The organism is Kineosporia sp. A_224 (genome assembly GCF_002198655.1).
Lineage (GTDB): Bacteria > Actinomycetota > Actinomycetes > Actinomycetales > Kineosporiaceae > R-H-3.
In genome coordinates this window covers 38,202-56,984 of the sequence record NZ_MWLN01000099.1, presented here as the reverse complement: position 1 = coordinate 56,984, position 18,783 = coordinate 38,202, and the positions used below count along the sequence as shown (strand labels likewise).

18 protein-coding genes and 1 pseudogene are annotated in these 18,783 nt (G+C 76.1%); 14 read left to right on the top strand and 5 right to left on the bottom strand.

Annotated elements, in window-relative coordinates; all coding sequences use genetic code 11:
- Positions 1-16 precede the first annotated feature (16 nt).
- A complete protein-coding gene (rpmG, locus tag EDJALFJO_RS08155; protein ID WP_088284010.1) occupies positions 17-181 on the bottom strand; it encodes a 50S ribosomal protein L33 in 165 nt (54 codons plus the stop codon).
- Between the two features lie 72 nt (positions 182-253).
- Here rpmG and EDJALFJO_RS08150 point away from each other — a divergent pair, with 72 nt between their 5' ends.
- Together EDJALFJO_RS08150 and EDJALFJO_RS08145 are read left to right on the top strand one after the other, a co-directional pair.
- A complete protein-coding gene (locus EDJALFJO_RS08150) occupies positions 254-1,351 on the top strand; it encodes a GTP-binding protein (protein ID WP_158220337.1) in 1,098 nt (365 codons plus the stop codon).
- A 148-nt stretch (positions 1,352-1,499) separates the two neighbouring features.
- Positions 1,500-2,090 (top strand): hypothetical protein, encoded by a 591-nt coding sequence (locus EDJALFJO_RS08145; RefSeq protein WP_088284006.1) that lies wholly within the window; start codon positions 1,500-1,502, stop codon positions 2,088-2,090.
- Here the strand turns inward: EDJALFJO_RS08145 and EDJALFJO_RS08140 are convergent.
- Complete coding sequence (locus EDJALFJO_RS08140; RefSeq protein ID WP_088284004.1) at positions 2,059-4,662, bottom strand: cation-transporting P-type ATPase; 2,604 nt, start codon at positions 4,660-4,662, stop codon at positions 2,059-2,061. The genes EDJALFJO_RS08145 and EDJALFJO_RS08140 overlap by 32 nt on opposite strands.
- A gap of 196 nt (positions 4,663-4,858) precedes the next feature.
- On the opposite strand from EDJALFJO_RS08140, the gene EDJALFJO_RS08135 reads away from it, so the two are divergent.
- The gene (locus EDJALFJO_RS08135; RefSeq protein ID WP_143448379.1) at positions 4,859-5,098 is read left to right on the top strand and encodes a hypothetical protein; all 240 of its coding nucleotides are present in this window, start codon (positions 4,859-4,861) and stop codon (positions 5,096-5,098) included.
- 25 nt (positions 5,099-5,123) lie between these two features.
- On the opposite strand, the gene EDJALFJO_RS08130 is transcribed toward EDJALFJO_RS08135, so the two are convergent.
- Positions 5,124-5,495, bottom strand: coding sequence for a hypothetical protein (locus EDJALFJO_RS08130; RefSeq protein WP_088284000.1), 372 nt, complete (start codon positions 5,493-5,495; stop codon positions 5,124-5,126).
- A gap of 230 nt (positions 5,496-5,725) precedes the next feature.
- On the opposite strand from EDJALFJO_RS08130, the gene EDJALFJO_RS08125 reads away from it, so the two are divergent.
- From EDJALFJO_RS08125 to EDJALFJO_RS08105, 5 genes are all read left to right on the top strand, one after another.
- Entirely contained in the window at positions 5,726-7,198 is a 1,473-nt protein-coding gene (locus EDJALFJO_RS08125; RefSeq protein ID WP_143448378.1) for a GAF domain-containing protein, read from the top strand.
- A gap of 43 nt (positions 7,199-7,241) precedes the next feature.
- The gene (locus EDJALFJO_RS08120; RefSeq protein WP_088284024.1) at positions 7,242-7,721 is read left to right on the top strand and encodes a response regulator transcription factor; all 480 of its coding nucleotides are present in this window, start codon (positions 7,242-7,244) and stop codon (positions 7,719-7,721) included.
- A gap of 205 nt (positions 7,722-7,926) precedes the next feature.
- On the top strand, positions 7,927-8,286 hold the full coding sequence (locus EDJALFJO_RS08115; RefSeq protein WP_158220336.1) for an STAS domain-containing protein: 360 nt from the start codon (positions 7,927-7,929) through the stop codon (positions 8,284-8,286).
- The gene (locus tag EDJALFJO_RS08110) at positions 8,283-9,335 is read left to right on the top strand and encodes an ornithine carbamoyltransferase subunit F (protein WP_088283993.1); all 1,053 of its coding nucleotides are present in this window, start codon (positions 8,283-8,285) and stop codon (positions 9,333-9,335) included. Before EDJALFJO_RS08115 ends, EDJALFJO_RS08110 begins: the two co-directional genes overlap by 4 nt.
- A gap of 1 nt (position 9,336) precedes the next feature.
- Positions 9,337-10,041, top strand: a complete 705-nt coding sequence (locus tag EDJALFJO_RS08105) for a VIT family protein (RefSeq protein WP_088283991.1) — start codon at positions 9,337-9,339, stop codon at positions 10,039-10,041.
- A gap of 21 nt (positions 10,042-10,062) precedes the next feature.
- Here the strand turns inward: EDJALFJO_RS08105 and EDJALFJO_RS08100 are convergent, their stop codons facing one another.
- The gene (locus EDJALFJO_RS08100) at positions 10,063-11,781 is read right to left on the bottom strand and encodes a long-chain-fatty-acid--CoA ligase (RefSeq protein WP_088283989.1); all 1,719 of its coding nucleotides are present in this window, start codon (positions 11,779-11,781) and stop codon (positions 10,063-10,065) included.
- 281 nt (positions 11,782-12,062) lie between these two features.
- Here EDJALFJO_RS08100 and EDJALFJO_RS08095 point away from each other — a divergent pair, with 281 nt between their 5' ends.
- The 3 genes from EDJALFJO_RS08095 to EDJALFJO_RS08085 all read left to right on the top strand — a co-directional run bounded on the left by EDJALFJO_RS08095 (position 12,063) and on the right by EDJALFJO_RS08085 (position 14,769).
- Positions 12,063-13,136 (top strand): acyl-CoA desaturase, encoded by a 1,074-nt coding sequence (locus EDJALFJO_RS08095; RefSeq protein ID WP_088283987.1) that lies wholly within the window; start codon positions 12,063-12,065, stop codon positions 13,134-13,136.
- 117 nt (positions 13,137-13,253) lie between these two features.
- Positions 13,254-13,991, top strand: coding sequence for a GAF and ANTAR domain-containing protein (locus EDJALFJO_RS08090; protein ID WP_143448377.1), 738 nt, complete (start codon positions 13,254-13,256; stop codon positions 13,989-13,991).
- Between the two features lie 52 nt (positions 13,992-14,043).
- Positions 14,044-14,769 carry a GAF and ANTAR domain-containing protein gene (locus EDJALFJO_RS08085; protein ID WP_088283984.1) on the top strand — a complete coding sequence of 242 codons (726 nt, stop codon included), beginning with the start codon at positions 14,044-14,046 and terminating at the stop codon, positions 14,767-14,769.
- Positions 14,770-14,827: 58 nt separating this feature from the next.
- Here EDJALFJO_RS08085 and EDJALFJO_RS08080 read toward each other — a convergent pair whose 3' ends face one another.
- Entirely contained in the window at positions 14,828-15,400 is a 573-nt protein-coding gene (locus tag EDJALFJO_RS08080; protein WP_088283982.1) for a TetR/AcrR family transcriptional regulator, read from the bottom strand.
- Positions 15,401-15,568: 168 nt separating this feature from the next.
- On the opposite strand from EDJALFJO_RS08080, the gene EDJALFJO_RS08075 reads away from it, so the two are divergent.
- The 3 genes and pseudogenes from EDJALFJO_RS08075 to EDJALFJO_RS36315 all read left to right on the top strand — a co-directional run bounded on the left by EDJALFJO_RS08075 (position 15,569) and on the right by EDJALFJO_RS36315 (position 18,763).
- Entirely contained in the window at positions 15,569-16,267 is a 699-nt protein-coding gene (locus EDJALFJO_RS08075) for an ABC transporter ATP-binding protein (protein WP_088283980.1), read from the top strand.
- An 11-nt stretch (positions 16,268-16,278) separates the two neighbouring features.
- Positions 16,279-18,205, top strand: a pseudogene (locus EDJALFJO_RS36320) (ABC transporter permease); the annotation flags it as partial.
- Positions 18,206-18,274: 69 nt separating this feature from the next.
- Positions 18,275-18,763, top strand: a complete 489-nt coding sequence (locus EDJALFJO_RS36315) for an FtsX-like permease family protein (RefSeq protein WP_088283976.1) — start codon at positions 18,275-18,277, stop codon at positions 18,761-18,763.
- Positions 18,764-18,783: the final 20 nt, after the last annotated feature.

The following is an 18,783-nucleotide window of genomic DNA, read 5'->3' as shown; positions in this document are numbered from 1 at the left end:
TCCAGGTCGTCGCGGTCTACCTGCCGGTGCTGCAGACGCTGCTCGGGACGACGGGGTCGAACTTCTTGAGCACCAGGCGGTCCGGGTCGTTGCGGCGGTTCTTCCGCGTGACGTAGGTGAACCCGGTGCCGGCGGTGGAGCGGAGCTTGACGACCGGCCGGCTCTCGGTGCTGCGCGCCATCGTGGGCCTCCTTGAACGGGTCGTCCCCGACCCGACTAGACGAGAATGATTCTCATTATGCATGATGGGTCAATGCTTCCGCCGAGCCGCGTGGTCCCCGTCGTCACCGTCGCCTCCGTCGACGTCGTGCTCCGTGCGAGCGCCGTCGCCGGGCTGCTCTGCGACGTCCCCGGTGCGTACGTCGTCCAGCACGACGTCGGGCCGGCCGACGACGAGGACGCGGACGGCGGAACGAGACTGCGGCGCACCGTGCACGCCCGCAGCGGCGTCGTCGAGCAGGCGGACGTCGACCTCGGGCACGGCTGCCTGTCCTGCGCCCTGCGCGAGGACGTCCTGCCGACCCTGCGCCGCCTCGCCGACGACCTGCCCCCGCTGCTCGTGCTCGCCCTGCCGGTCGCGGCCGAGCCGCTGCCCGTCGTGCGGGCCCTGCAGCACGAGGGCGGCCGGCTGCGGGCCGGCGGGGTCGTCACCGTCGTCGACGCGGAGTCGCTCGTCGAGGACCTGCTCGGTGCCGACACGCTCGCCGAGCGCGGTCGCGGTCTGTTCGCCGGGGACGAGCGGGCGCTCGGCGAGGCGCTGGCGCACCAGGTCGAGCTGAGCGACGTCGTCGCGACGTCGCGCCCGCCCGACCCGACGGCGTCCCGGTTGCTCGCGCACCTCGCGACGTCGCGGTTCCGGATCGAGGTCCGCGACGTCCACGACCTCGCGCCCGGGCGGCTCGCGGCGCTGCTGCGCCCGGTGCGCGACCCGCGGGGCGACGTCCAGGCCGTGCGACCGGCACCGGTGCGCGACGGCGACGGTGTCTGGACCCTCGACCTGCGGGCCGCGCGCCCGCTGCACCCCGGGCGCGTGCTCGAGAGGATCGAGGACCTCGGCCGCGGCCGGATCCGGGCCCGCGGCCATGTGTGGCTGCCGTCCCGACCCGGGACGGCGTGCGCCTGGGACGGCGCCGGCGGCCAGCTGAGCCTCGGGTCGGTCGGCCCGTGGCGCCGCCGGGCCGGCACCCGCATCGTCGTCACCGGCACCGACCCGAGCGACCGCCGCCGGATCGCGCGGGCGCTCGGCGGTCTCGAGCTCACCGACGAGGAGGCGGCCCGCGGCACCCACTGGTGGCGCCGGCACGGCGACGACCTCGACCCGTGGCTCGGTGACGCCGCCGAGTGCGCCTGAGACGTCGCCGGGTGCGTCCGAGACGTCGGTCCGGGGACGGCCCCGCGCACATTCCCTAAGGTGTGGGCCGGCGGGCCTGCCCGGGTCCGCCGGCCAGCGACCGGGAGCCGGGGACATCATGCGCGGTGCACGACGACGGACGACGCTGATGCTGGCGGTCGCCGCCTGCGCCGGGCTGATGGCGTGCAGCGGCGCCTCGTCGGGCGGGGCGCCGGCGTCCTCGACGGCACCGGCGTCGTCCGGGCCTGCGGCGACCACGGCCGCCGACACCCCGGACCCGACCCCGACCCCCACGTCGTCGACGAGCCCGACCGGTGCGGTGTCGAACAGCGCGACGTCGACGAAGAACGCCGCCGCCGAGGCGACGCTCGCCGACGGTCGGCACGCGGTGATCGTCACCGAGGTCGACGCGGGCGCGCGCCTCGTCACCGTGGACGTCGTCCAGTTCCTCACCGGGGACGCCGCGGCGAAGGCCGCGAAGGAGGACGGCGGGGAGTCGCCGCCGCCCAACGACTACTGGATCCGCAACGCGAACCCGAAGCTGCGCACCCTCGCGGTCCTCGCGGGCGCGAGGATCACGGTGAACACCCTGGCGGCCGAGCAGACCGGCAGCTCGACCCAGGACGTGCGCAAGTCCCTGACCCAGCTCGCCGCCTACGGCGACGTGAGCAGCCGGCTGTTCCAGGTGAGCGTCCGGGGCGGCAAGGTCATCGGCCTGGCCGAGCAGTACCTGCCGTGACCTGCGGCGGGCGGGTGGCCAGGGCGGTCTGCAGCCGGGCCGCGACGTAGCCGATGCCCGCGGTCGCGGACACGGCGGCGAGCTGGCCGGCGCTGAGGGCCGTCGTCCCGAGCAGCGTCTGCAGCACCGGCAGGTAGACCGCGACGACCTGGAGCCCGAAGGCCGCCGCCGTGGCCCACAGCAGGGCCGGGTTCTGCCAGCTCCGGGGCCGCGCGCGGACGCCGAGCGCCGACCCGAGCTGGGTGGCGCCGAGGGCGACGAAGAGCATGCTCTGCCAGGGCAGGTCGTGCGCGTGCGCCCACCAGCCGACCGCGAGCGAGGTCGCGGCGACGACGGTCGCGAGCTGCAGGATCCGTTGCCAGAGACCCGCTCCGAGGACGCTCTGGTCAGGCGGGCGCGGGGCACGGGTCATCGTGCCCTCGGCGACGGGCTCGGCCCCGAGCGCGACGCCGGGCAGCCCGTGGGTGACGAGGTTGACCCAGAGGATCTGCGCCGGGAGCAGCGGCAGCGCCATGCCGAGCAGGGGCCCCACGAGCATGACGACGATCTCGGCCGTTCCCCCGGCGAGGCCGTAGAGCAGGAAGCGCCGGACGTTCGCGTAGACCCGGCGGCCCTCCTCGACCGCCGACGCGACGGTGGCCAGGTCGTCGTCGGCGAGGACGAGGTCGGCCGCCTGGCGGGCCACCTCGGTGCCGCGCCCGCCCATGGCGACCCCGATGTCGGCCCGGCGCAGCGCGGGCGCGTCGTTGACGCCGTCCCCGATCATCGCGACGACCTGCCCGTCGTCGCGCAGCGCCTGGATGATGTCGAGCTTCTGCTCGGGCGTCGTGCGGGCGAAGACGTGGACGCCCACCGGGCTCGCGCCGGGCCCGTCCGGGCCCGGCAGCAGCCGGTCGCCGGTGACGACCGCCTCGCCGGGCGCCAGGAGCCCGAGCCGCCCGGCGAGCGCCGAGGCTGTCGCGGCGTGGTCGCCGGTGATGAGGACGGTCGAGATGCCCGCCGCGCGGCACGCGGCGATCGCGTCGGCGGCCGCGGGGCGGGGCGGGTCGGAGATCGCGACGAGGCCGAGGAGCTCCAGGCCGTTCTCCTGGGCGGCCAGGTCGGGGGGTGCGGCGGCGAGCGCCTTCCGGGCGACGGCGAGCACGCGGTAGCCGTCGTCGGCGAAGGCCGCGGCCCGGGCGACCGCCGACGGCGTGACCCCGGTCGGGTCGTCGAGCCGGTCGCCGGCGAGGAGCACCTCCGGCGCGCCCTTGCAGGTCAGCAGGTAGCGGCCGTCGGGCAGCCGGTGCAGGGTGCTCATCCGGCGGCGCAGGCTGTCGAACGGGGCCTCGGCGACCCGGGCCGCACCCCGGGCGTCGACGGCCGGGACGGCGTCCGGGCCGGTCTTCGACGCGGCGGTGAGCAGGGCCGCCTCGGTCGGGTCACCGACCGCCGTCCAGTGCGGTGCGTCCCCGGTCGGCGGCTCGAGCGCGGCGTCGTTGCACAGCGCCGCGGCCGCGAGCAGGTCGACGAACGGCCCGCTGCCCGACTCGAGGACGACCTCGCCGTCGGGGCCGTACCCGAGGCCGGTCACGCGGGCCTCGCCGGACGGCGTCCACAGCCGTTCGACGACCATCTGCCCCTCGGTGAGGGTGCCGGTCTTGTCGGTGGCGACGACGGTCACCGACCCGAGGGTCTCCACGGCGGCGAGCCGGCGGACGATCGCCCCGCGGGCCGCCATCCGGCGCGCCCCGAGGGCCAGCGACAGCGTGACGACGGCGGGCAGCGACTCCGGCACGGCCGCGACGACGAGGCTGATCGCCGTGACGACCATGAGCTCGAGCGGTTGCCCGCGCCAGAGCCCCAGGGCGGCGACGACGACGCACAGCGCGCCGGCGACCCCGGCGAGGACCCGGCCGAGCCCGGCCAGCCGCCGTTGCAGCGGCGTCCGGCCCGGGCCGGTGTCGAGCATGCTCGCGATCCGGCCGGTCGCGCTGGCCGCACCGGTCGCGGTGACCCGGGCGACGGCCCGGCCGCGGACCACGACGGTGCCGGCGCTGACCCTGGTGCCCGCGGTGGTCCCCTGCGCCCCCTCGGCGGACTTCTCCACCGGCACCGACTCCCCGGTGAGCGCGGCCTCGTCGACGAGCAGCGCCGCCGACTCCACGAGCACGGCGTCCGCGGGCACGATGTCGCCCTGGGTGAGGTCGACGACGTCGCCGGGCACGAGGTCGACCGCCGGGACGGTGCGGACCTGCCCGTCGCGGTGCACCCGCGCGGTCGGTGCGGCGAGGGCCGCCAGGGCCGCGACGGCGCTCTCCGCCCGCAGCTCCTGGGCGACGCCGACGGTGCTGTTGGCCACGACGACGAACCCGATGATGATCGCGTCCGGGTAGTCGCCGGTCACGAGGGTCAGGACGACGGCGGCGAGCAGGACGAGGATGAGCGGGTCGCGCAGCTGCGTGACGACGCGGGTGAGCAGGGGGACGGGCCGCCGGACGGTGACCTCGTTCGGCCCGTGCTCCCCGAGGAGCCGGGCCGCCTCGGTGCTCGTCAGGCCGGTCCGGGTGAGCTCGTCCGTGGATGCAGCCATACCTCCAGCGTCGGGTGCGACTTCGCCGCGGACCGGGACCATCGGCACGTTTCAGGACATCGACGCCGGCGCACGGTCCGGCCGCGGTCGATTCCCCGGGCCCGGCCCGGCGCCCGCCGGGCGACGCGGCGCGAGACTGGGACGGAGTCGCGGGGCGGGACCACCGCCGTCGCACTCCTCGACGAAGGAGCTCCCCGTGTGGGACGTCCTCAGGAATGCAGTGACCAGCGCGAAGGATGCCCTCGGCATCGAGCTCCCTGAGCTCCCCGAGCTGCCCGCCGTCCCCGAGATCCCTGCGGAGGCCGTGGACGCCGTGGACGCCGTGACAGGGGTCCTGCCCGACCTGGCCGGCGCGGGCGACGCGGCCGGGCAGGCCCTCACGGACGCCGGTGAGGCCGTCGCGACCGCTGTCCCGGACGTCGTCCAGGAGCCGTGACCGCCGACGCCACCCGCAGCAACCACTAGTCGGCGCCGAGCTCGGCCGTCAGGTCCGCCGCCGGGACGGCCCGCTCCTGGAGCTGCGCCGAGAGCCGGTCGCGGTCGTCGCGCAGGACGGCCGTCTCGCGGTGGGACACCCGCAGCAGCGAGCGGGAGCGGTGCGCGGCGACGCGGCGGGAGAGGGTGCCCAGCACCATGCTCAGCCCGACGACCGCGACCGCTCCGGTGACGGCGCCGTAGAGGAACAGCTCCCCGACCGACAGGCCGGTGAGGTGCAGCCCGGCGATGTCGAAGTCGCTGCCGAGCGGGCGTGAGCTGCCGCCGTTGCCGCTGACGCCCGCCCCGATGACGAGCGCGGCGAGCAGCAGGACGAGGAGTCCGAGGAAGGCGAGCATGTCCGTCGACCTTTCGCACGCGGGAGCAGGGCTCCCGCTGGTGCGCCCCGCGAGGTCCGGACGAAGCACCGGGGCCGGGAGGGTCCCGACCCGCTGCACCCATTGAACCCCCTGCGCGACGGCGACGCGGCGGGACGCCGGGCCCGGTGGCGTACCGTGGGCGCTCTGGCCCCGGACCCGGCCACGACCGGGCCGGTCCACGGCGCCGGCGCTCGTTCGGTGGGGTGGTCATGTCGGACGACGGACCGGACGCCGGACGCAGGCTCCGCGGCCTCGTCGCGGCCAACCTCGCCGTCACCGAGAACCTCACCCTGCGCGAGGTGCTCTCCCAGATCGTCGAGTCCGCGCGCGACCTGCTCGACTCGACCTACGCCGCGCTCGGCGTCCTCGGGGACGACGGCCGGCTGGCGCAGTTCCTCCACGTCGGCCTCGACGCGGACGCCGCGGCCCGGCTCGGGGACCTCCCGCGCGGCCACGGCATCCTCGGGCTGCTCATCGACGACCCGCGCCCGCTGCGCCTGCACGACCTCGGCCGGCACTCCGCCTCGCGGGGGTTCCCGGCGCACCACCCGCCGATGCGCTCGTTCATCGGCGTCCCGATCCGGGTGCGGGACGAGGTCTTCGGCAACATCTACCTCACCGACAAGCGCGGCGGCGGCCCGTTCACCGCCGAGGACGAGGACCTCCTCGTGGCGCTCGCCGCCAACGCCGCCGTCGCGGTCGACCACGCCCGGCTCCACGACGAGACGACCCGCGCCCGGCGCCGGGAGCAGGCGAGCACCCGGATCACGACGGCGCTGCTCTCGGAGGCGGCCTCGGACGAGGTGCTGCGGATGGTGCTCGCCGAGGGCCGGCTCCTCGTCGACGCCGACGACGTGCACCTGGCCCGGGACGCCGACGGCGGGGACCTGGTCGTCGTGCGCCGGCACCCGGGCCGACCGGCGTTCGACGCCCACGAGCAGGAGACGATCGACCGCTTCAGCGAGCAGGTCGCGCTCGCGGTCGGCCGGGCCCGGGCCCGGGACGACCGCGAACGGGTCCGGCTCGTCGCCGAGCACCACCGGATCGCCCGCGACATGCACGACCACGTCATCGGCCGCCTCGTCGGCAGCGGGATGGCCGTCCACGGGCTGGGCCGGTACATCACCGACCCCGACGGGCACCGCCGGCTGGCCGCGCACCTCGACGACCTCGACGCCGCCGTCCGCGACCTGCGCACCCTCATCTACGGCCTCGACGAGGACCCCGCGGTCGTCTGGAGCCTGCCCGCCCGGGTCGCCCAGGTCGTCGAGGAGGCGGCGGCGCACCTCGGCTTCACGCCCGGGGTCACGGTCGACGTCACGGTCGCGCTGCCCGTCGGCTCGACCGTCCCCGAGCACCTCCTCGGCGTCCTGCGCGAGGCCCTGGCGAACGTCGCGCGGCACGCCTGCGCCCGCAGCGTCGAGGTCACCGTGACCTGCCGGGCCGACCGGGTCGACCTCACGGTCGCCGACGACGGGACCGGCCCGCCGCAGCACCGCCGCGCCGCGACGACGTCCGGCGGGCACGGGCTGACGAACATGGCGGACCGGGCCGCCGCGCTGGGCGGGGCGTCCTCCCTGTGCCGCAACGTCTCCGGCGGTGCGACGCTGCACTGGACGGCACCCCTCGGTGGCGCCGTGGCAGGCGCCGAGGAGGGCACTGCGGACGGCGGCCCCGGATGATGGTCCCGCCCCACAGGCCGCCGGGGCGAGGATCGTGGCCCCGATGCAACCATCCCGGGTCGACCCGCTGGCGGCGGCCCACGCCCGCAGCGTCGTGCTCGTCGAGGACGACGCGATCGTCCGTGAGCAGCTCGTCGCGGCGATGCGCGCGGCCGGGATCGACGTGCTCGCCGCGGTGTCCGGGGTCGCCCGCGGGTACGACGCCGTCGTCGGCACCGACCCGGACGTCGCGGTCCTCGACGACCGGCTGCCCGACGGTCTCGGCGTCGACCTGTGCCGCCGGCTCGCCGCCGACCGGCCGGGCGTGCGGGTCGTCGTCCACGCCGCGGCCATGACGACGACCGAGCAGCGGGCCGCCCTGGACGCCGGGGCCGTGGCCGTCGTCAGCAAGAACGTCCGCCCTGACGCGCTGCTCCACGCGGTGCTGTGCTCGCCCCGTCAGTTCCCCGGGCGCTCCGGCGCAGGGAAGGTCACTCCCCTCAGGTCCGTCCGACCCAGTGACGTGAGGACGAAGCAGGCGTAGCGTGATCGCTGCGGGCACCACGTGACGACGACCTGTTCCCGGCCGCCGTCGCCGTCCCGTTCTTCGCGCCGCCCAGGACCCCGGCAGCGCACGTCCGACTTCCCCGACGTGCGGTTCCGAGGCCCTCATGGCACCAGCGATCCCGACCCCGTCGTTCCCGACCGGGCCACCCCGGACCCGGCACCCCCCGGTCGCCTCTGCCCAGGTGTCGCCCGGTGAGTGGTCGCTCGTGCGGGCCAGCGGCGACATCGACATCGCGACCGCGGCCGAGCTCGACGACGCGCTCCTCGCGGCGGCCACCGACGAGCAGCCCGTCCGGCACCTGGTACTCGACCTCGGTGCCGTGACCTTCCTCGACTGCGCCGGGCTGCGGCCGCTCGTCGCGGCCCGCCGCCGGCTCACGGACCGGTTCTGGCTGGTCAACCCGCCCCCGCAGGTCCGGCGCCTGCTCAGCCTCACGGGCCTCACCGACGCGTTCGCCTACCTGGACGACGTCCCGGCGGTCACGCTCCTCCCGCAGCACCGCACCGCCGGTGACCCCGGCACGGAAGCAGGCACCGCATGAACGGCCCCACCCTGCACCGCGGGTCCCGGTCCACCGGTGGGACCGCCACAGCGCCCCTTCGCCACCCGGGCTCGTTGCTCCGGGACCTCGACCTCGACCGGTCCGCCGCCCTCAGCCTCGTCGAGCGCGCCCGGACCCTGCGCGCGGCGAAGCAGACCCGCTCGGAGGTCCCGCTCCTCGCGGGCCGGACGATCGCCCTGCTCTTCGAGCGCGCGTCCACCGGGATCCGCGTCGCCTTCGAGGTCGCCGCGCACGACCAGGGCGCCCACGTCACCTACCTCGGCCCCGAGCGGGCCCGGCTCGGCACCCGGGAGAGCGTCCAGGACAGCGCCCGGGCGCTGGGCCGGATCTTCGACGGCATCGCCTTCCACGGCCACGACCACGGCGCCGCCGAGCAGCTCGCCGACTCCGCAGGCGTCCCGGTGTGGAACGGCCGCAGCGACCTGTGGCAGCCCGTCCAGGTGCTCGCCGACGTCCTGACGATGACCACGGTCGCACCGGACGTGCCGGTCGGGAGCATCACCGTGTGCCACGTCGGCGACGGCCGGCGCAGCGTCGCCCGCTCCCTGCTCGTCACCGGCGCGCTGCTCGGCATGGACGTGCGGATCGCGGCGCCCGAAGGGCTCGAGCCGCCGGACGACGTCCTCGCCGAGGCCCGCGGGCTCGCGGCCGCCAGCGGGGCCCGGCTCACCGTGACGACCGACCCGCGGACGGCGGTGCGCGGTGCCGACTTCGTCTACGGCCACGGCTGGGTCGACCTCGGCGAGTCCACCCAGGTCTGGGCGCTGCGGCTGCCCAGGCTGCTGCCGTACCGCGTCACCGACGAGCTGCTCGACCTCTCCGGCAAGCCGGGCACCGCGTTCATGCACGCGCTGCCCGCGGTGCACGGCACGGACAGCGCCCTCGGCCGCCGGGTGCACGAGGAGCTCGACCTCGACGGCGCCGAGGTGAGCCCCTCGGTGTTCGCCGACCGGTCCCTCGTCTTCGAGCAGGTCGCGAACCGGATGCACGTGACCAAGGCGGTCCTGCTGGCCGGGCTGGCGGGCTGACGTGGCGGCGCACCGCGGTGAACCGCACGCCGGGGGCGCGTCGGGCCGGCTCAACCGGCTGCGGGCGGGCGTCCTCGGCGCCAACGACGGCATCGTCTCGACGGCCGGCCTCGTCACCGGTGTCGCGGGCGCCACGACGGACCGGCAGGCGATCCTCGTCGCCGGGGTCGCGGGGCTGGTCGCCGGGGCGCTGTCCATGGCGGGCGGCGAGTACGTGTCGGTGAGCGCGCAGCGCGACACCGAGCGCGCGCTGCTCGCGAAGGAGCGCACCGAGCTGGCGACGCTGCCCGAGGAGGAGCTGGCCGAGCTGTCCGGGATCTACCGCGGCAAGGGCCTCAGCGAGGCCACGGCGAGCCAGGTCGCCCGGGAGCTCACCGAGCACGACGCGCTGACCGCCCACGCGTCCGCGGAGCTCGGGATCGACCCGACGGACCTGAGCAACGCCGGCCAGGCGGCCTGGGTCTCGATGGGTGCGTTCGCGAGCGGGGCGTCGCTGCCGCTCGCGGTGATGCTCCTCGTCGGCCCGTCGTGGCGGGTGGTCGCGTGCTTCCTCGCGGTCGCGGTCGCCCTCGCGGTCACCGGGTCGGTGAGCGCGCGGCTCGGCGGCGCGCGGCGCGGGCCCGCCGTCCTGCGCAACGTCGGCGTCGGGGCGCTCGCGATGGCGGTCACCTACGGCGTCGGGCTCGGGGTCGGCGCGCTCACCTGAGCGGCCCGGCCGGTCCGGGAGTCACTGCCCGGCGGCGGCCTTCTCCGAGGCCTCGACCCGCTCCCGGACGACGCGCCGCAGCACCTTGCCGAGCTGGGAACGGGGCAGCTCGTCGACGAGCACCACCCGGCGCGGCACCTTGTACGCCGCGAGGTGCCGGCGGGCGGCGGCCCGGGCCTCGGCGACGTCGACGACGGCACCGGGCTCGGTGACGACGGCCGCCACGACCTCCTCGCCCTCGGGCCCGCGGACGCCGACGACGGCCACGTCGGCGACGCCGGCGACATCGCGCAGCACCGCCTCGACCTCGGAGGGGTGCACCTTGAACCCGCCGGTGACGATGAGCTCCTTGATCCGGTCGACGACCGTGACGAACCCGTCCTCGTCGACGACGACGACGTCCCCGGTGCGCAGCCAGCCGCCGGGCAGCAGCACGGCCGCCGACTCCTCGGGCCGGTTCCAGTAGCCGCCGAACACCTGCGGCCCGTGGATGAGCAGCTCGCCGGCGGCGCCCGCGGGGCGGTCCGTCGTCGCGTCGTCCGGGTCGACGACGCGGATCCGGGTCGAGGGGAACGGCACCCCGACGGTGCCGGGGCGGCGGGTCGGCGCGGCCGGGTTCCCGAGCGCGACCGGGGAGGTCTCGGTCATCCCGTAGCCCTCGACGAGCAGCCCGCCGGTGGCCTGCTCCCAGAGCGCGACGACGTCCGGCGGCAGTGCCATCGCCCCCGAGATCGCCCACCGGATCGACGTGAGGTCGACGCCCTGCTCGGCGGCGGCCTCCGCGACGCGGCGGTAGATCGGCGGGACGGCGGGCAGGAACGTCGCGGGCCGGCGGCGCATCGCGGCGAGCACCTGGGGGACGTCGAACCGCGGGAAGAGCACGAGGGTCGCGCCGATGCTCATCGCGAAGGTGAGGCAGAGCGTGAGCCCGTACGCGTGGAACAGCGGCAGGACGGCGTAGACGGTCTCCTCGCCGTCGCGCAGCCCCGGCATCCAGGCCCGGCCCTGGGCCGCGTTGACGCGCAGGTTCCGGTGGCTGAGGACGGCGCCCTTGGGCAGCCCGGTCGTGCCGGTCGTGTACTGCAGGAGCGCGGTGTCGTCGGGGCCGGGCTGCGGGTGGCCCGGGTCGAGCGGGCCGGCGGCGGCGACGAGGTGCTCCCAGCGCTCCACGCCGGCCGGCACCGGTCCGGTCATCGCCGCCCGCGCCTCGCGCGAGCGGCGCAGGGGCAGGCGCAGCGCGCGCCGGCTGCGCCACGGCAGCGCCGTCGTCAGGTCGACGGCCACGATCCGCTCGAGCGCTGTGCGGCCCTGCAGGGCGACGAGGGTGGGTGCCTTGAGGTCCCAGCAGATCGCCGTCGTCGCGCCGGAGTCGGCGAGCTGGTGCTGCAGCTCGTCGGCCGTGTAGAGCGGGTTGTGCTCGACGACGACCGCGCCGAGGCGCAGGACGGCGTAGAAGGCGACGACGTGCTGCGGGCAGTTCGGCAGCATGAGCGCGACCCGGTCGCCCGGCCCGATCCCGAGCCGGCGCAACGCCTCGGCCCCTCGCAGGACGGTGTCCGCGAGGTCGGCGTAGGACGTCGTCGCACCGAAGAAGTCCAGCGCCGTGCGGCCGCCCCAGCGGTCCGCGCTCGTCATGAGCATCTGCGGCAGGGTCTCGCCCGGGTCCTCGACGTCGGCGGGGACACCGGCCGCGTAGCTCGCCACCCAGGGCCGGCCGTCGAACGGGTTCGCGTGCTCCATGTCGGCTTCTCTCCCCGCCCGTCGGGCGCGCTCGTCGTGCGCCTGCGGCGGGACTCGTCGCGGTCGGCCGGTCACCCCGGTCGGCCGGGACGCAGGATGACCGTCCCGTCGAGCCTACGTCCGGGCGCGCGGGTGCGCGCAGCGGCTTTCGTCACCGGCCGCGGCCGGACCCGAGCGGTCGTGACCGCCGCCGGTTGGCGCCGGGCGGGCCGCCCCGTAGCCTCGAACGCGTCACCCCGGACCCCGGTGGCGCCGACGCGACGCCGGACCCGAGGAGAGGCATGTCGACCACCGAGCCCGTCCAGCAGGCGCGGTCGCGCCCGGCTGACGCCTACGTGAGCACCTACGCCGACCTGGCCCGGGCGGTGCGCGCCGCCGGGCTGCAGCGCCGCCGGTACGGCTTCTACTGGTCCGCCTTCACCGTCGCGGTCCTCGCGTTCGTCGCGGTCTGCACGGGCGTCGTCCTGCTGCGGGACTCGTGGTTCGTCGTCCTGCTCGCCCCGGCGCTCGCCCTCGTGTGCGCGCAGTTCGGCTTCCTCGGGCACGACGCCGCGCACCGGCAGGTCTTCGCGTCCGCGCGCTGGAACGAGTGGGCCGCCCGCATCGTGTCCGGGGTCTTCGCCGGCCTCAGCTACGGCTGGTGGCAGCACAAGCACAACCGCCACCACTCCGGCCCGAACCAGGAGGGCCGGGACCCGGACATCGGTCCCGGGCCGGTCGCGCTGACCCCGGCGACGGCCGCCACCCGCACCGGGTGGGCCGCCGCCGTCACCCGCCGGCAGGGCTGGTGGTTCTTCGCCGTCCTGCCGCTGGAGGGCGTGAACCTGCACGTCCAGAGCGTCGCCCGGGTCGTGAGCCCGGCGCCGATGCGGCAGCGGGCGCTCGAGGCGGCCATGCTCGCCGTCCGGCTCGGCGGCTACGTCGCGGCGCTGTTCCTGCTCCTGCCGCCGGGACGCGCGGCTGTCTTCCTCGCCGTCCAGGTCGGGGTCTTCGGCACCCTGCTCGGCGGCGCGTTCGCGCCCAACCACATCGGGATGCCGATCGTCCCGGCCGACGCCCGGCCCGACTTCCTGCGGCGCCAGGTGCTCGTCTCGCGCAACGTCAGCGGCGGCCGGGTCGTCGGGTTCTTCCTCGGTGGCCTGCAGCACCAGGTCGAGCACCACCTCTTCCCGAGCATGCCGCGCCCGGCGCTGGCCCGGGCCCGGGGGCTGGTGCAGGCGCACTGCCGCCGGCACGACGTGCGCTACGAGGAGACGACCCTGCTGCAGGCGTACGTGCGGGTCGCCCGCTACCTCGACGCCGTCGGCCACCGGGACGCCGACCCGTTCCGGTGCCCGCTGCTGTCGCTGCGGTAGCCTCGGTGTGCTCGTCCCCAGGACGACGCGGCCCCCGTCCGGTCGGCCCGTCGACAGCAGGACCGGAGCGGTCGGGGGCGGTCATGCGCGGCTGTCGCTCTGCTGCGGGTCAGTCGCGTGGGTGAGAGCCACCAGGACGACCTGGCCGTCGTCCGCGACCTGCTCCCCCGGGTCGCCCCGGCGGGGGACGTCGCCGCCGACGTGCGCACCTGGCTGGGCCGGATGTGCTCCGCGGCCGTGACCGCGCTGCCGGCGACCGGGGTCGGGGTGAGCCTCATGACCGACACCGGCGTGCTCGCCGTCGCGAAGGCCTCCGACACGCTCACCGACTCCCTCGGCACCCTGCAGTTCACCCTCGGCGAGGGGCCGTGCGTCGACGCGTTCCACGAGCACCGGCCGGTGCTCGTCCCGGACCTCGGTGCCGTCGCCTCGACCCGCTGGCCCGCGTACACGGCCGCCGCCCTCGCGTCCGGCGTCCAGGCGGTGTTCTCGTTCCCGCTGCAGGTCGGGGCCGCCCGCCTCGGTGCCCTCGACGTCTACCGCGCCGAGGCCGGTGAGCTCTCGGCGCCCGCGACCGGGCTCGCGCTGGCCTTCGCTGACGTCACCGTGGAGGCGCTGCTCGACGCGCAGGGCGCCGTGAGCGCCGCCGCGGAGCCGGGCGGCCTCGACGGTGTCGTCGACGGCCACTACGTCGTCTACCAGGCGCAGGGCATGACGATGGTCGACCTCGGGGTCTCCCTCGTCGACGCGCTCGCCCGCCTGCGCGGGCACGCCTACGCCGCGGACCGGCCCCTCCTGGACGTCGCCCGCGACGTCGTCGAGGGCCGGCTCCGGCTCGAACCGGACACCGCATGACCGGGTACAAGGACGTTCCCGCACCTAGCATCGATGACAGAGGGAGGCCCTGATGGCCACGGTTGCACCGGCACGGCTCGCCGAGGTGTTCGTGGAGGTCGCCGACACCCTCGTGGACGACTTCGACGTCATCGAGTTCCTCCAGATGATCACGACCCGGACGTCCGAGCTCGTCGCCGTGCCCGCGGTCGGCCTGCTCCTCGACGACGGCCGCGGCCGGCTGCAGTTCATGGCGGCGTCCGACGAAGAGACCCGGCTCCTCGAGCTGTTCCAGATCCAGCACAACGAGGGCCCGTGCCTCGACGCGTTCACGCTCGGCACCCCGGTCGTCAACGCCGACCTCGCGCACGCCGAGAGCCGGTGGCCGACCTTCGCGCCGCGGGCCGCGGCGTCCGGGTTCCGGTCGGTGCACGCGCTGCCGCTGCGGCTGCGCTCGACGGTCATCGGGGCGCTCAACCTCTTCGGCACCGACGCCGGGTCGCTCGAGCCGGGGGACGTGAAGATCGTCCAGGCCCTCGCGGACGTCGCGACGATCGGCCTGCTCCAGGAGAAGACGATCCGGCACGGCGAGGTGCTCACCGAGCAGCTCCAGCACGCGCTCAACAGCCGGGTCGTCATCGAGCAGGCCAAGGGAGCCCTGGCCCGCACCCACGGGATCGGCGTCGACGCGGCCTTCGAGCTGCTCCGCACCTCCGCGCGCACCCACAACCGCAAGCTCGTCGACCTCGCCCGGGTCGTCGTCACCGAGCCGCACACGCTGCCGGGGCTCATGCGCTGACCGGGGCTCATGCGCTGACCGGGCTCATGCGCTGACCAGGCTCACGCGGTGACGGGGCTCACGCAGTGACGGGCGCGAGCAGGGCCGCGAGCCCGGGCGCGAGCAGCCGGCGCGCGGCGTCGTCCATCTCGGCCGGGGTCCACGTCGTGCCGCTGTCGGCCCAGGTCCGCAGCAGTGCGAGGTAGGTGCCGACGACGCCGGTGACGACCAGGTCGAGCGGGACGTCGGGGGCGGCCGCCGCCAGAGGTGCGAGGTCCTCCCGGACGAGCTCCGCGAGCAGATGGGCGACCCGGTCCTGGACGACGTGACCGCCGCGCCGTCCGAGCAGCACCCGGACCAGGTCCCGCTGCTCGTCGACGTGCTCGAAGAGGGCGAGCCCGAAGCCGAGGACCCCGTCGTGGCCGGGCCGCTGGTCGCGGAGGAAGTCCCCGAGGTCGTCGAGGCTGTCGTAGAGCACGTGCTGCTTGTCCGAGAAGTGCGTGTAGAAGGTCGACCGGCCGATGTCCGCGCGCTCGATGATGTCGGTCGCGGTGACCGCCTCGTAGCCCTTCTCGGCCATGAGCGTGAGCAGGGCCCGCTGGATCGCGGCGCGCGTCCGGCGCACGCGGCGGTCGGCGGCGACGTCCGGCACGGGTGACCTCCGGGGAGTTCGTGGGGGAGTTCGTGGGGGAGTTCGTGGCCGGTTCCGACAGGGGTGTCCGGAACCGGACAGGGCGCGGTGATGTGGTTGTTGACGCTCTCGGTGTCCTGAACACAGTATCCGTTCCTGAACAGATTGTTCGGGAAAGGGTGCGGTGCCATGTCCGTCGAAACGGTCCCCCGGGACGAACCGCTCGTCGACGTCCGCGGGGCGTGCAAGGTCTACGGGACGCCGGCCGGTGACTTCACCGCACTGGCCGACGTCGACCTCCAGGTCCGCGGCGGCGAGTTCGTCGGGGTCGTCGGGCGCTCCGGCAGCGGCAAGACGACGCTGCTCAACCTGCTCGCCGGGATCGACCAGGTCACGTCGGGCGAGGTCCGGGTCGCCGGGACGGCGGTCCACGCGCTGCCCGAACGCCGCCTGGCCGCGTGGCGCGGGCGGAGCGTGGGACTGGTGTTCCAGTTCTTCCAGCTGCTGCCGACGCTGACGGTCGCCGAGAACGTCATGCTCCCGATGGACCTGTGCGACACCGTCCCCCGGCGCCGCCGCCGCGCGACCGCGCTGGACCTGCTCGACCGCCTCGGCATCGCCGACCAGGCCGACAAGCTGCCGGCCGCGCTCTCGGGCGGCCAGCAGCAGCGCGCGGCGATCGCCCGGGCGCTCGCGAACGACCCGCCGGTGCTGCTCGCCGACGAGCCGACCGGCAACCTCGACTCGGCGACCGCGGACGACGTCCTCCGGGTCTTCGCGGGGCTCGCCGCGGCGGGCCGGGCGGTCGTCATGGTCACCCACGAGCGCGACGTGTCGGCGGTCGTCGACCGTCGCGTCGTCCTCGCGGACGGGCGGGTCCGGCGGTGAAGCCGCCGCTGATGAAGGGCCTGCAGGCGACGCGACTGCCGGCGACGCGACTGCCGGCGACGCGGCTGCTGGCAGCGCGCCCGCGGACCATCAAGACGCTCCGCGACCTGTGGGTCACCCGTGGCCGGGTCGGGCTCATGGTCGTGGCGGTGACGGTCGCGCTGACCGGGGTCGGCGCCATGCTCGTCGCCCGGACCGTCGTCATGCGCGAGGCGGCTGCGGCGTACGCGTCGACGGCGCCGGCCTCCGCGACGGTCGACGTCGACGGCGGCGTGGACGCCGCGCTGCTGCGCGAGGTGCGCACGCGCCCGGGCGTCCTCGACGCGACGGTGCGGGAGACGATCGAGACCCGGGCCCGGGTGGACGGCGGGTGGCGGCGGATGCTGCTGTTCGTCGTCCCGGACGACGACCCGCTGCGGATCTCCCGGTTCCGGCTCGACGCCGGCCGCTGGCCCGCCCCGGCCGGGTCGGCGCTCGTCGAGCGCGCGGCGCAGCCGGTCCTCGGGGTGCGCCCCGGCGGGCGGCTCGAGGTGGCCGGCGCCGACGGCGCCCTCGTCACGCTCCGCGTCGAGGGCACCGTCTACGACGCCGCGCTCGCCCCGGCGGCGCAGGAACGCACCGGGTACGCCTACGTCACGCCGGCGACGGCGGCCGCGCTCGGCCACCGGTCGACGCCGGACCTGCTCAAGGTCGTCGTCGGCGACCCGGCGTCCGGCCGCGTCGTCCGCGACCCGGTGCAGGTCGAGGCGGTGGCCGCGGACCTCGTGCGCTGGTTCGGCGCGCAGGGCCGGACCGTGCACGCGGTCGACGTCCCGCCGTACCGGCACCCGCACCAGAACCAGACCGACACGATCACCGGGCTGTTCCTCGGCTTCGCGGTCGCGACGCTCGTGCTCGCCGCGGTGCTCGTCGCGACGACCCTCGGCGGGATGCTCGCCGGCCAGACCCGGCAGATCGGTGCGCTCAAGACGGTCGGCGCGACGAACGGTCAGGTGCTGCGGATGTACCTGGCGGCCCCGGTCGGGCTGTCCGTCGTCGCGACGCTGCTCGCCGTCGGCCCGGCCCTCGTCATCGGGCAGGGGCTCGTCGGCCTCGTCGCGGGCCTGCTCAACATCGACGTCGTGTCCCGCGCCGTCCCGGCCCGGGTCTTCGTCGCGCTCGCGATCGCCGGTCTCGTCGTCCCGGTCCTCGTGGCGCTCGTCCCCCTGACGCGCGCGGCCCGGATGTCGGTGCGGTCGGCGATCGACGACCACGGTGCCGACGACCGGGCCGGGACCCGGCGCTCGGACCGCTGGGTCGCCCGGATCCGCCTCGGCGGCCGGACGGACCTCGCGCTGCGCAACATGCTCCGTCGCCGGACCCGGCTCGCGCTCACCCTGGCGCTCCTCGCCACCGGCGGCGCGCTCTTCGGCACCGGGCTCAACACGGCCGCCGCCTGGCAGGCCTGGGTCGACCAGGGGCTCGCCCGCCGCGCGTACACCGCCGAGCTGCGGCTGGCGCGGCCCGCCCCGGCGGACGCCGTCCGGGTCGTCGCCGCGGGCACGGACGGGGTCACGCTCGCCGAGACCGTCCGCACCGTGGCTGCGACCCCGGCCACCGCCGACGGCCGGGTCGAGGTGTCGCGGACCTACCCGGACGGCGGTCACGGCCGGTTCGTCGTCACGGCGCTGCCGCCCGACACCCGGGCCGTGGGCTTCGAGGTGCTCGACGGCCGCTGGCTCGCGGCCGGGGACACCCGGGGCGTCGTGCTCAACCAGGGCGCCGCCGCCCGGCTCGGGGACCCGGCGGTCGGGTCCGACGTGCGGGTCGCCGTCGAGGGCCGGGCGAGCACCTGGACGGTCGTCGGGATCGTCGCCGAGGTCGGCGGGCCGGCGACGGTCTACACCGCGGACGGCGGGGCCTCGGCCGGCGGGGCCTCGGACGGCGGGGCCTCGGCCGNAGCCCGAGCACCCCGACGACCGCCATGAGCAGGGCCAGCGCGACGAGGGTGTCCACGAAGATCACGACGTGCTCGCCGCCGCGGGGTACCGCACGGACTCGACGACCCTGAGCCGCGAGCTGCGCAGCGCCGTCGACGAGCACGTCGTGATCTTCGTGGACACCCTCGTCGCGCTGGCCCTGCTCATGGCGGTCGTCGGGGTGCTCGGGCTGGCGTCCGCGATGACGATCTCGGTGACGGAGCGGACGCGGGAGTACGGCGTCCTGCAGACGCTCGGCGCCGGGCCGGGCACGATCCGGCGCCTCGTCCTCACCGAGAGCCTCGCCATCGGGCTCCTCGGCGGAGCGCTCGGCGCGGTCGCCGCGCTGCCGGTCTCGCGCAGCGTGCAGCGCCTCGTCGGCGAGCTGACCTTCGACCTGCCGCTGCCGTTCACCGTGTCGGCGCCGGGGGTCGCGACCTGGGCGGCGCTCGCGCTCGTCGGCGCCGCGGCGGCCGGCTGGGCCGCGGCGTCCCGCGCCTCGCGGCTCACGATCCGCGACAGCCTCGCGCACCTGTGACCCTCCTGCACCTGTGACCC

What these genes read in the sequence shown, in the direction of transcription:
- EDJALFJO_RS08130 (WP_088284000.1), bottom strand. Translation starts at nt 5,495, where the DNA reads ATGCTCGCCTTCCTCGGACTCCTCGTCCTGCTGCTCGCCGCGCTCGTC.
- EDJALFJO_RS08095 (WP_088283987.1), top strand. Translation starts at nt 12,063, where the DNA reads ATGTCGACCACCGAGCCCGTCCAGCAGGCGCGGTCGCGCCCGGCTGAC.
- EDJALFJO_RS08085 (WP_088283984.1), top strand. Translation starts at nt 14,044, where the DNA reads ATGGCCACGGTTGCACCGGCACGGCTCGCCGAGGTGTTCGTGGAGGTC.
- EDJALFJO_RS08075 (WP_088283980.1), top strand. Translation starts at nt 15,569, where the DNA reads ATGTCCGTCGAAACGGTCCCCCGGGACGAACCGCTCGTCGACGTCCGC.
- EDJALFJO_RS08110 (WP_088283993.1), top strand. Translation starts at nt 8,283, where the DNA reads ATGAACGGCCCCACCCTGCACCGCGGGTCCCGGTCCACCGGTGGGACC.
- EDJALFJO_RS08145 (WP_088284006.1), top strand. Translation starts at nt 1,500, where the DNA reads ATGCTGGCGGTCGCCGCCTGCGCCGGGCTGATGGCGTGCAGCGGCGCC.
- EDJALFJO_RS08150 (WP_158220337.1), top strand. Translation starts at nt 254, where the DNA reads ATGCTTCCGCCGAGCCGCGTGGTCCCCGTCGTCACCGTCGCCTCCGTC.
- EDJALFJO_RS08125 (WP_143448378.1), top strand. Translation starts at nt 5,726, where the DNA reads ATGTCGGACGACGGACCGGACGCCGGACGCAGGCTCCGCGGCCTCGTC.
- rpmG (WP_088284010.1), bottom strand. Translation starts at nt 181, where the DNA reads ATGGCGCGCAGCACCGAGAGCCGGCCGGTCGTCAAGCTCCGCTCCACC.
- EDJALFJO_RS08120 (WP_088284024.1), top strand. Translation starts at nt 7,242, where the DNA reads ATGCAACCATCCCGGGTCGACCCGCTGGCGGCGGCCCACGCCCGCAGC.
- EDJALFJO_RS08140 (WP_088284004.1), bottom strand. Translation starts at nt 4,662, where the DNA reads ATGGCTGCATCCACGGACGAGCTCACCCGGACCGGCCTGACGAGCACC.
- EDJALFJO_RS08100 (WP_088283989.1), bottom strand. Translation starts at nt 11,781, where the DNA reads ATGGAGCACGCGAACCCGTTCGACGGCCGGCCCTGGGTGGCGAGCTAC.